This is a genomic window from Streptomyces bambusae (assembly GCF_019400985.1).
Lineage (GTDB): Bacteria > Actinomycetota > Actinomycetes > Streptomycetales > Streptomycetaceae > Streptomyces > Streptomyces bambusae_A.
Map to the genome: position 1 here is coordinate 1 of NZ_WTFF01000259.1, position 10,359 is coordinate 10,359.

General features: G+C 71.5%; 9 protein-coding genes and 1 tRNA gene. 5 read left to right on the plus strand and 5 right to left on the minus strand.

Features of this window, described 5'->3' with window-relative positions; all coding sequences use genetic code 11:
• On the plus strand, window positions 1-975 hold a 975-nt coding region (locus GPJ59_RS27450; RefSeq protein WP_219670383.1), incomplete at its 5' end, for an SAM-dependent methyltransferase.
• An 84-nt stretch (window positions 976-1,059) separates the two neighbouring features.
• Here the strand turns inward: GPJ59_RS27450 and GPJ59_RS27455 are convergent.
• Both GPJ59_RS27455 and GPJ59_RS27460 read right to left on the minus strand, forming a co-directional pair.
• Window positions 1,060-3,609 carry an ABC transporter permease gene (locus tag GPJ59_RS27455; protein WP_219670384.1) on the minus strand — a complete coding sequence of 850 codons (2,550 nt, stop codon included), beginning with the start codon at window positions 3,607-3,609 and terminating at the stop codon, window positions 1,060-1,062.
• A 66-nt stretch (window positions 3,610-3,675) separates the two neighbouring features.
• On the minus strand, window positions 3,676-4,440 hold the full coding sequence (locus GPJ59_RS27460; RefSeq protein ID WP_219670390.1) for an ABC transporter ATP-binding protein: 765 nt from the start codon (window positions 4,438-4,440) through the stop codon (window positions 3,676-3,678).
• A 525-nt stretch (window positions 4,441-4,965) separates the two neighbouring features.
• Here GPJ59_RS27460 and GPJ59_RS27465 point away from each other — a divergent pair.
• A tRNA-Leu gene (locus GPJ59_RS27465) sits at window positions 4,966-5,048 on the plus strand.
• A 145-nt stretch (window positions 5,049-5,193) separates the two neighbouring features.
• Window positions 5,194-6,060, plus strand: a complete 867-nt coding sequence (locus tag GPJ59_RS27470) for a Bax inhibitor-1/YccA family protein (protein ID WP_219670385.1) — start codon at window positions 5,194-5,196, stop codon at window positions 6,058-6,060.
• A gap of 180 nt (window positions 6,061-6,240) precedes the next feature.
• Here GPJ59_RS27470 and GPJ59_RS27475 read toward each other — a convergent pair whose 3' ends face one another.
• On the minus strand, window positions 6,241-6,471 hold the full coding sequence (locus GPJ59_RS27475; protein ID WP_219670386.1) for a DUF4287 domain-containing protein: 231 nt from the start codon (window positions 6,469-6,471) through the stop codon (window positions 6,241-6,243).
• Window positions 6,472-6,575: 104 nt separating this feature from the next.
• Here GPJ59_RS27475 and GPJ59_RS27480 point away from each other — a divergent pair, with 104 nt between their 5' ends.
• Complete coding sequence (locus GPJ59_RS27480; protein ID WP_219670387.1) at window positions 6,576-6,932, plus strand: hypothetical protein; 357 nt, start codon at window positions 6,576-6,578, stop codon at window positions 6,930-6,932.
• Here GPJ59_RS27480 and GPJ59_RS27485 read toward each other — a convergent pair.
• Window positions 6,916-7,770: a hypothetical protein gene (locus GPJ59_RS27485; RefSeq protein ID WP_219670391.1), complete on the minus strand. Its 855-nt coding sequence runs from the start codon at window positions 7,768-7,770 to the stop codon at window positions 6,916-6,918. The two genes, GPJ59_RS27480 and GPJ59_RS27485, sit on opposite strands and share 17 nt — an antisense overlap.
• 466 nt (window positions 7,771-8,236) lie before the next feature.
• Complete coding sequence (locus GPJ59_RS27490) at window positions 8,237-9,457, minus strand: acetyl-CoA C-acetyltransferase (RefSeq protein ID WP_219670388.1); 1,221 nt, start codon at window positions 9,455-9,457, stop codon at window positions 8,237-8,239.
• Window positions 9,458-9,685: 228 nt separating this feature from the next.
• Here GPJ59_RS27490 and GPJ59_RS27495 point away from each other — a divergent pair, with 228 nt between their 5' ends.
• Window positions 9,686-9,940 carry a type II toxin-antitoxin system Phd/YefM family antitoxin gene (locus tag GPJ59_RS27495; protein ID WP_219670389.1) on the plus strand — a complete coding sequence of 85 codons (255 nt, stop codon included), beginning with the start codon at window positions 9,686-9,688 and terminating at the stop codon, window positions 9,938-9,940.
• Window positions 9,941-10,359: the final 419 nt, after the last annotated feature.

Consider the following 10,359-nt stretch of genomic DNA (forward strand, 5'->3'; position numbering starts at 1 on the left):
GCCGTACGCGACCTGCTCGTGCTCGCGAGGCCGCTGCCGGCGCCGGCGCCGCCCGCCGAGGAGGCCCTGCGCCGCGGCGGGGCCATCCACTCCCGGGGCCGCGACAAGGCGGCCGTCAGCCACCACTACGACGTCGGCAACGACTTCTACGCCCTCGTCCTCGGCCCGTCCATGGTGTACTCCTGCGCCTACTGGCAGCCCCGCGGCACCCTGGAGGAGGCCCAGCACGCCAAACTCGACCTGGTCTGCCGCAAGCTCGGCCTCGGCGCCGGCCAGCGGCTCCTCGACGTCGGATGCGGCTGGGGCTCCATGGCGCTGCACGCGGCCCGCGAGTACGGCGCCCAGGTCACCGGCATCACGCTCTCCCGCGAGCAGGCCGCGTACGCCCGCAAGCGGGTCGCCGAGGAGGGCCTGGCCGACCGCATCGAGATCCGGGTCCAGGACTACCGCGACGTCAAGGACGGTCCGTACGACGCCGTTTCGTCGATCGGCATGGCCGAGCACGTCGGCTCCACCGGCTACCGCGCCTACGCCCGCGACCTGTACGGGCTGCTGCGCCCCGGCGGCCGGCTGCTCAACCACCAGATCGCCCGCCGCCCCGAGCCGGACGAAAGCGCCTACCGCATCGACGAGTTCATCGACGCCTACGTCTTCCCCGACGGCGAGCTGTCGCCGCTGGGCACCACGGTCGCCGAGCTGGAGGGGGCCGGCTTCGAGGTCCGCGACGTCGAATCGCTGCGCGAGCACTACGCACTGACCCTGCGCGCCTGGGTGGCCCGCCTGGAGGCCCGCTGGGACGAGGCGGTCGCGCTGACCTCGCCCGGCCGGGCGAGGGTGTGGCAGCTCTACATGGCCGCGTCCGCCCTCGGTTTCGAGCGGGGCCGGCTGGGCGTGAACCAGGTCCTGGCGGTCAAGGCGGCGCCGGGCGGTGCCTCGCGGCTGCCCCTGCGCACCCGCGTCTGGCCGGCCGCCTGAGGCGGGGCGGGCGCACCTGCGGGCGGCAACGGCAACGGGCCCCGCGACCGGTGGTCGCGGGGCCCGTTGCCGTTGCCGTCGGTGCTACTCCGTCTTGATGGCCGTCAGCATGTTCAGCCGGGCGGCGCTGCGGGCCGGCCACATGGCGGCCAGGATGCCGACCAGCGCGGCCAGCAGCAGGAAGACGCCGAGCCGGTCGAACGGCAGGATCAGCTCGTAGCCGGGGACGGACTTGCTGATGGTGGTGCCGCCCGCCCAGGCGAGGAAGATGCCGGCCGCGACTCCGAGCACCGCACCGAAGAGCGAGATCACCACGGACTCCAGGCGGATCATGTTCTTGACCCGGCCCCGGTCCAGGCCGACGGCCCGCAGCATGCCGATCTCCTGGGTCCGCTCGAAGACGGACATCGCCAGGGTGTTGACCACGCCGAGCACCGAGATGATCAGGGCCATGCCGAGCAGGCCGTACATGATGTTCAGCGCGGTGTTGACCACGCCGCCCATCTCGTTGCGCATGTCCTGCTGGGTGGCGACGGTGATCGCCGGGTTGTTGCCGAGCGCGTCGATGACGGCCTTCTCGCCGGCCTTGGACTCGCCGGCGGCGGTGTTCACGTACACCTCGGGGATGAACGGTTCCTCGCTGTGGGCGGACAGGACCTTGTCGTCCATGACGTACGGCGACAGCAGCCTGTCGAGGTCCTTGTAGACCGCGCCGACCTTGAGCTTGGCCTTGGCGCCGTCCTCGAACTTGACGTCGACGGTGGAGCCGACCGACAGGCCCGCGCTCTTGGCGGTCTTCTCCGCGACGGCCACCTCGCCCCGGCCGAGGGCGGCCAGGTCGCCGCTGGTGACCTCGACGTTGAGCAGCTGGCCGATGGCCGCCGGGTTGACGCCCGAGGCCGCCTTGAACGTGTCGTTGATCTTGAGGTAGCCGGCCGTCTGCGGGGACACCGCCTTGATGCCGGGCGCCTTGGCCAGGGTCTCGGCGACGGACTTGTCCAGGCCGCCCATGCCGCCGGACATGGTGACCTTGTAGTGCGCCTTGAGCTTGTCCGTGCTCATCCGGTCCACGGCCTGGCCCACGGTGACGCCGATGACCGACATGGCGGTGACGAGCGTCAGGCCGATGGCGAGCGAGGCGGCGGTGACGGCGGTACGGCGCGGGTTGCGCACCGCGTTCTGCGCGGCCAGTTTGCCGGGCACCCCGAAGACGCGGGTCAGCAGCGGCCGGACGGCCGCGATGACCGGCTTCGACAGCAGCGGGAGCAGCACGATCAGGCCCAGGAGCAGGAAGAACCCGCCGGCGGCGACCGTGTAGCGGCCGTCGCTGCCCTGCGAGACGCCGAGGAGGGTGACGCCCACGCCGAGCAGGACGAGCAGGCTGCCGAAGACGTTGCGCAGCACCAGGGACTTGGCGGTGGCCGGCAGGTGGGCGCTGCCCATCGCGGCGACCGGGGGGATCCGGCCGGTACGCCAGGCCGGCAACAGCGCGGCGACGACGGTGACGACCACGCCGATGAGCACGGCGGCGACCACGGTGGCGGGGGCGACGACCAGGTCGCCGGCGGGCATCTTCGCGTCGAAGGCGCTCTCCATCAGCACGCGCATGCCGATCGCCAGGCCGATGCCGCCGGCCAGGCCGATGGCGGCGGAGATGACGCCCACCAGGCCGGCCTCGGCCAGCACGGAGCGGACGACCTGGCCGCGGGCGGCGCCGACGGCGCGCAGCAGGGCCAGCTCCTTGGTGCGCTGGGCGACCAGCATGGTGAAGGTGTTGTAGATGAGGAAGATGCCGACGAAGAGCGAGATGCCCGCGAAGATCAGCAGGCCGGTGCTCATGCCGCTCATCTGCCGCTCGATCGCCTTGGCCTGCTCCGCGGCGAGCGCGGCGCCGGTCTTGGCCTCGGCGTTCTTGCCGAGCAGCGGCTTGATGTCGGCGAGCAGCTGGTCGGCGGAGGTGCCGGCCTTGGCGGCGACCGACAGCTCGCGGTAGAAGCCGGGCTGGAGGTAGAGCGCCTGCGCGGTGGGGGTGTCGAACAGGACCAGGCTGCCGCCCGCGTTGACCTGACCGTCGTCGGTGGTGAAGACACCGGTGAGGGTGTACTCCTGCACCGGGCCGTTGGTGGCGACGCGGACCTTGTCGCCGACCTTGTACGAGCCCTTGCGCGCGGTCTCCTGGTCGAGGGCGATCTGGCCGGCGGCGGCCGGGCCGCCTCCTTCCGTGAACGCGTAGCGCGGGTCCTTGCCGTCCTTGACCGGGGCGTAGTTGGAGCCCTGGTTGGCCCAGCCGGTGCCGATCAGCTTGCCGTTCTCGTCGCCGACGCCGGCGAAGCCGGAGACCCGGCCGGAGACGGTGTCGACGCCCTTGACGGCCTTGACCTTCTCCAGGGTCTGCTGGCTGATGCCGGGGTCGCCCTCCTTGACGCCGTTCTCGTCGCGGGCGGCGCCGTAGGAGCTGACGGAGACGGCGACCCCGTCGTAGCTCTTGGCGGACTGTCCGGAGAGGGACTTGCTGAGGGTGTCGGTGAAGACGAGGGTGCCGGCGACGAAGGCGACGCCGAGGGTGACGGCGAGCACCGTCATCAGCAGTCTGGCCTTGTGCGCGAGCACGTTGCGCAGGGCGGTACGGAACATGGGGAATCAGTCCTGGGCTGGAAGTCTGTTCGGTGGGCTTCGGTGGCTTCGCTGATCAGTGACTGATCAGCTCGTGCGGCCCTTGGCGTCGAAGGCCTTCATCCGGTCGAGCACGCCGTCGGCGCTCGGGCGCAGCATCTCGTCGACGATCCGGCCGTCGGCGAGGAAGATGACGCGGTCGGCGTACGAGGCGGCGACGGGGTCGTGGGTGACCATCACGACGGTCTGGCCCAGCTCGCGCACGGAGTTGCGCAGGAAGCCGAGGACCTCGGCGCCGGAGCGGGAGTCGAGGTTTCCGGTGGGCTCGTCGCCGAAGATGATCTCGGGGCGGGAGGCCAGGGCGCGGGCGACGGCCACGCGCTGCTGCTGGCCGCCGGAGAGCTGGGTCGGGCGGTGGCTGAGCCGGCCGGCGAGGCCGACCATCTCGATCACGGTGTCCAGCCACTGCTGGTCGGCCTTGCGGCCGGCGATGTCCATCGGCAGCGTGATGTTCTCCAGCGCCGTCAGGGTCGGCAGCAGGTTGAACGCCTGGAAGATGAAGCCGATCTTGTCCCGGCGCAGCCGGGTCAGCTGCTTGTCCTTCAGGGAGCCGAGCTCGGTCTCGCCGATCCGGACCGAGCCGGAGGAGAAGGTGTCCAGGCCCGCCACGCAGTGCATGAGCGTGGACTTGCCGGAGCCGGACGGGCCCATGATCGCGGTGAACTGGCCCTGGCCGAAGTCGACGGAGACGTTGTCGAGCGCGACCACCTGGGTCTCGCCCTGGCCGTACACCTTGGAGAGGCCGGTGGCGCGGGCGGCCACCGCCTGGGCGGTGTGCGGGGCGTAGTTCATGGTGGTCACGGAAGACTCCTGTCGGGCTCTGCGGACGGGGCGGACGCGTACGGCAAGGACGTCCGGCGTCGCGTACTGAAGGGCGTCCGGCATCGCGTCCGGGTGGACGGAACGACTGAACGACCGAACGACTGAACGGCCGAAGGACTGAAGGACGTCCGGCGTCGCGTGGTGCGGGACGTTTCCATCCTCGCGGCGTCCACCCGGCCCGCGGATCAGCCGCCGTGCTTGTTCTGCGGCCCACTGGAGTCTGACGGCGGTGCCGCCGCATCCTCCTCTGGTATGACGGGGGAGGGGGTGGCCCGGGGTGGCGTGCACGGTCGCAGGGCCATCGAAATCCCGTCAATCCCGACGGGCCGGTGATCGCGCCGGGACTGCGGGCGACCGCCTGTTCTGCGGTCTGACGCCCGATCAATCGCCAATAAAATCAGACAACATCGGAATGCGCGCCGTCCGGCGGGGGGAGCGTTCCCGTTAGGCTCGCCATTGCGTCCACAGGCTTTTTCCGCGGGAGCCGCACGCCTCGCCCGGGTGGTGGAATGGCAGACACGGCGAGCTTAAACCTCGCTGGCCCTCGGGCCGTGCCGGTTCAAGTCCGGCCTCGGGCACTCCCGGCTCCCCTCATCCGCACCCTGCCGCCCGCTGCGCTTTGCCGCGTCTTCTCCTAAGATCCTCCTCCAGCAGTAGGGTGATTTTTTTGCGAGGCCATTACTCTTGATGCAAGGCCGCGCTCGGTGGCCATGGAGGAGTGAGATGAGGAGCAGCAACCCGGTCTTCTCGCGACGGGGGTTCAGCCGCGACAACGGCGGCTACGCGGGCTTTGACGCGCAGCAGCAGGCCGGGACCGCGAACAACCCGTACGCGGCGAACCCGTACGCCACCAACCCGTACGCGGCCGACCCGCAGACGGGCATGCCGGCCACGGCCGTGCGCACGAACGCGATGACCATGGACGACGTCGTGAGCCGTACGGCCATGACGCTCGGCACGGTCGTCCTGACGGCGGTCATCTCCTGGGTGGCCCTGCCGGTCGACGCCGCCAACATCGGCAAGTCCTACGGCATCGCCATCGGCGCCGCGCTGATCGCGATGGTCCTGGCGCTCGTCCAGACCTTCAAGAGCAAGCCGGTCCCGGCGCTGATCCTGGGCTACGCCGCCTTCGAGGGCGTCTTCCTCGGCGTGATCAGCTCGGCCACCAGCACCTACATCGGCCCCGGTGTGGTCATCCAGGCCGTGCTCGGCACGATGTGCGTCTTCGCCGCGGTGCTGTTCGCGTACAAGATGCGCTGGATCCGCGTGACCCGCCGCTTCTACGGCTTCGTGATGGCCGCGGCGATGGGCTTCATGCTGCTGATGGCCGTCAACCTGCTGTTCTCCCTCTTCGGCGGCGGCGACGGCCTCGGCTTCCGCAGCGGCGGCCTCGGCATCCTCTTCGGCATCGTGGGCGTCATCCTCGGCGCCTGCTTCCTCGCCCTGGACTTCAAGCAGGTCGAGGACGGCGTGACGTACGGCGCCCCGCGCGAGGAGTCCTGGCTGGCGGCCTTCGGCCTCACCATGACCCTGGTGTGGATCTACCTGGAGCTGCTGCGCCTGTTCCAGATCCTCTCGGGCGACGACTAGCAGCACCCGGACGGCTGAGGGGCCTTCAGGTCCCCGGGGGATCGTGAGGTCCCGGCGTCCGGCACGGAACACGGGAAAGCCCCGCGGGCATCGAGCTCGCGGGGCTTTCCGCGTGTCGGTCGGGTGCGTGTGGGGCGTGTGGTGCGTGTGCGTGCGTGTGGGGGCGTCTGCGGGGAGGGGTCAGCCGAATTTTCTGGCGGCCCGGCGCAGGTCGTGCTCGTGCAGGATGGCCTTGGCCTGGCCGTACGACAGGTCGTACGCGCCGCGCAGCCAGCTCAGCTTCTCCTCGAAGCGGACGAGGGAGGGGCCTTCGTCCACGGCACGGAGCCAGTCGGTGAGATCACGACCGGTGGTCCGGGGGATGCGGTCGATCATGTTGCGATGGGTCTGCTCGGAGAACTCTACGGACATGGGCGCCTCCGGGGGTATCGCCGTCGTGCTGTTCTCTTCACGACACCGTGCCCGAGCGTTCGCCCGTTGGCAATGGTGCGTGTACGGCGCGTAAGGTCGGGCGGGTGCTGGATACTTCGCCCCTGAGCGCCGCCGTGGAACGTTTCGCCGACCGGCTGCGCGCGGCCCCGCAGAGCCGTCTGCAGCGCGGTGCGGCCGCCGAGGGCCTGGCCCTGGCCCGGGAGCTCTCGCAGCGGGCGCAGCGGCTGGAGGGGCTGCCCGAGGGCGCCGCGCCGCGGGTGATGCCGAACGCCGGGGTCTTCGCCGTCGGCGACCAGCTGGCGGTGGCCGGGCTGGACCTGGTGGAGGCGCTGCGGGCGGCGGACGCCGGCGGGGGCCCGGACACGGCGACGGCCCCGTCCGAGGTCCTGGACGAGGCCGTGCGGCTGGTGGAGCAGGCGGAGATCAGAGCGATGCGATGACCCGGTCCGCGAGGATGTAGACGTTGCTGTCGGGGTCCTCGGAGTCGCCGCAGGAGAACGTCAGCGCGTAGGCGCCGGAAATGCCCGAGCCGCCCAGCAGCACCGGCGCGGAGCCCGAGCGCAGGGCCTCGGCGAGGCGCTCGGCGGTCTCCCGGTGGCCCGGGGTCATGCAGAGCGTGGTGCCGTCGGTGAACACGTAGACGTCGAGGGTGCCCAGCGGGCCGGGCCGGACGTCCGCCAGGGCCGTACGGGCCTGCGCGAGCTCCTCCAGCCGGTTCACGGTGCGCTCGTGGTCGGCGCCGGGGTGGGGCTGGACGGGGACGAAGTCGGGGTGCGAGGGGTGGCGGCGGCGGGCCGCGGCCAGCTCCGGGGAGTCCTCGGGGTACTCCCCGCCGGCCTCCGGGCGCGCTGCGCCCCCGGCCAGCTCCTCGCCGAGCACCGGCTCCAGCCCCACCAGGTCCGCCTGGCGGGGGAGGAAGACCGGGTTGTCCTCGCCGAGCCCGGACAGGCCGCCCAGCAGCGAGGACGGGGTGTCGCCGGCGAAGCTGGGGGAGTCCGCGGCGTCCCGGGCCTCCTGCGCGGCCCAGAAGGCCCGCGCCTCGGCCAGCTCGCGCTCGCGCTCCTCGGCGAGCGCCTCGGCCACGGCGGCTCGTATTTCCGCGGCCGGGCTGTCGCCGGCGCTGCGGGCGTGGGGGACGGTCGTACCGCTCAGGTGGACCGAGGCGGCGAGCTCGCCGCGCAGGGCCGTGACCTGCTTGCGGAGGCCGTGGACGGCGTGCAGCGCAGCAGCGCCCACGGCCGTGGCGGCGGCCGTGGTCAGCAGCAGGGCAAGAGACATGGCGCTCACTGACTAACTCCTGATGTGTTTCGATCCCCCGACTTCCTACAACAGAGTGTCCTGACCTGGGAATGGCGTGCAGTGCATTACGTCACGAAAAGGACAGGTCTTTGGTCTCAGGGACCTCGTGCGCACCTGCTCTGACCTGCACAAATACTGATCCCCCAGGACAAAGGTCACATCCTGAGGGAGATTCGGTCACAGATCGGCCGCGAGAGGATTGGAACGGATGATCCCCGTCCACAAAGCCTCAGCTCAGGCGCGTGGGGGCGGGGTCGCCGTGACAAACGGGTGGCGACCCCTGACCCTCCGCTACGGCTCAGCTCGGCTCGGCTCAGCCGCTCGTGCTGAGCTTCGCCATCGCTCAGCTCAGCCGCTCGTGCTCGTGGTCGCGCTGAGCTTCGCCTCCGCTGCGGGCAGGTGCCGCCGCTCGTTCCTCGCGACGACCCCTACCCTCCGCTACGGCTCAGCTCAGCCGCTCGATGACCATGGCCATGCCCTGGCCGCCGCCGACGCACATCGTCTCCAGGCCGAACTGCTTGTCGTGGAACTGGAGGCTGTTGATCAGGGTGGTGGTGAGCCGGGCGCCGGTCATCCCGAAGGGGTGACCGACGGCGATGGCGCCGCCGTTGACGTTCAGCTTGTCGATGTCGATGCCGAGGTCGCGGTAGGACGGGATCACCTGGGCGGCGAAGGCCTCGTTGATCTCGACCAGGTCGATGTCGTCGATGGTCAGGCCGGCCCGCTTGAGGGCCTGCTTGGACGCCTCGACCGGGCCCAGGCCCATGATCTCGGGGGAGAGGCCGGAGACGCCGGTGGAGACGATCCGGGCCAGCGGGGTCAGGCCCAGCTCGCGCGCCTTGGTGTCGCTCATGATCACGAGGGCGGCGGCGCCGTCGTTGAGCGGGCAGCAGTTGCCGGCGGTGACCAGGCCGTCGGGGCGGAAGACGGGCTTGAGGCCCTGGACGGCCTCCAGCGTGACGCCGGCGCGCGGGCCGTCGTCCTTGCTGACGACCGTGCCGTCCGGGGTGGTGACCGGGGTGATCTCCCGCTCCCAGAAGCCCTTGGCGATGGCCTGCTCGGCGAGGTTCTGCGAACGCACGCCGAACTCGTCCATGTCCGCGCGGGTGACGCCCTTGAGGCGGGCCAGGTTCTCGGCGGTCTGGCCCATCGAGATGTACGCGTCCGGCACCAGGCCGTCCTCGCGCGGGTCGTGCCAGGACGCGCCCTCGCTCTCGGCGACGGCGGCGGTGCGGGCCTCGGCGTCGGCGAAGAACGGGTTGTGGGTCTCCGGCAGGCCGTCGCTGGTGCCCTTCACGGAGCGGGAGACCGTCTCGACACCGGCCGAGATGAAGACGTCGCCCTCGCCGGCCTTGATGGCGTGCAGCGCCATGCGGGAGGTCTGCAGGGAGGAGGAGCAGTACCGGGTGATCGTGCAGCCCGGCAGGTGGTCCATGCCCATCTGCACGGCGACGATGCGGCCCAGGTTGTGCCCCTGCTCGCCGCCGGGCAGACCGCAGCCGAGCATGAGGTCGTCGATCTCGCGCGGGTCCAGCTCGGGGACCTTGGCGAGGGCGGCCTGGATGATCGTCGCGGTCAGGTCGTCCGGCCGCATGTCCTTCAGGGATCCCTTGAAGGCGCGCCCGATGGGCGAGCGGGCAGTGGAAACGATGACGGCTTCGGGCATCGGGGCTCCAAGGGTGTGCGGCATTGCGGACCGGATGCGAAGTTACCGCCCCGTACGGTCGGGGTCACCGCCTGGGGCATGTGATGCCGGACGCACCCGGCGGGTACCCGGCGGGGGACCTGCCGGCCTCTGCTTTGTAAGAGCAGCACCGGGCGCCGGGAAATGCCCACCGCTCGCGGCTTCGGCGTTCCCTCCCCGCGGGGGTGCGTGAAGCGTACCTTTCTGCACATGAGTGACACCCTGCCGCCCACCGAGGCGCGAGCCCGCCTCGCGTCGCTGGTCCGCCGCGCGTCCCATGCCGGCGAACGCATCACCATCACCGACCACGGCCAGCCGGCGGCCGTGCTCATCAGTCCCCAGGAACTCGCCGGCCTGGAGGAGGCCCTGGCGCTGGCGCTGTACCGCGAGCGCGGGCGCTCCGGCGTTGTGGCGACCGTCCCGCACGCTGATGTCCGTGCCCGGCTCGGCCTGGAGCGCGGGTGACGTACGCGTGACGTACGCGGTCGTCCGGGACGGGGCCGCGATCGACGCGGCCCCGTCCGGTTCCTCAAGGACGACCCGGACGGTCTGCGGCAGCTGATGGACGCCGTCGACCTGCTCGCCGAGCAGCCCTGGCCGGAGGACGCCGCCGAGTACGGCTCGCCCGACCTGCGCCGGATGCGCGTCGGGCGCTACCGGGTCCCGTACGAGAGCAGGGAGGCCACGGTCCGCGGTCGCCGTCGTGGCCATCCACGTCGGCCGCCTCGGCTGACCCGGCACCGGCCGCCCGGCCCGGGCCGCCCGGCTAAGTCGGCCCGGCTACGTCGGCCCGGGGTGGACGGTGTCCGGCGCGACGGCGCCGGGCGGCTGCCCGGACGGGGCGCCTGCGGTCCGGCCGGGTGGTTCCGCGCTCGCCTCCGCGC

Coding starts and splice junctions, on each gene's coding strand:
- GPJ59_RS27495 (WP_219670389.1), top strand. CDS start 9,686: ATGAGTGACACCCTGCCGCCCACCGAGGCGCGAGCCCGCCTCGCGTCG.
- GPJ59_RS27460 (WP_219670390.1), bottom strand. CDS start 4,440: ATGAACTACGCCCCGCACACCGCCCAGGCGGTGGCCGCCCGCGCCACC.
- GPJ59_RS27485 (WP_219670391.1), bottom strand. CDS start 7,770: ATGTCTCTTGCCCTGCTGCTGACCACGGCCGCCGCCACGGCCGTGGGC.
- GPJ59_RS27470 (WP_219670385.1), top strand. CDS start 5,194: ATGAGGAGCAGCAACCCGGTCTTCTCGCGACGGGGGTTCAGCCGCGAC.
- GPJ59_RS27490 (WP_219670388.1), bottom strand. CDS start 9,457: ATGCCCGAAGCCGTCATCGTTTCCACTGCCCGCTCGCCCATCGGGCGC.
- GPJ59_RS27475 (WP_219670386.1), bottom strand. CDS start 6,471: ATGTCCGTAGAGTTCTCCGAGCAGACCCATCGCAACATGATCGACCGC.
- GPJ59_RS27455 (WP_219670384.1), bottom strand. CDS start 3,609: ATGTTCCGTACCGCCCTGCGCAACGTGCTCGCGCACAAGGCCAGACTG.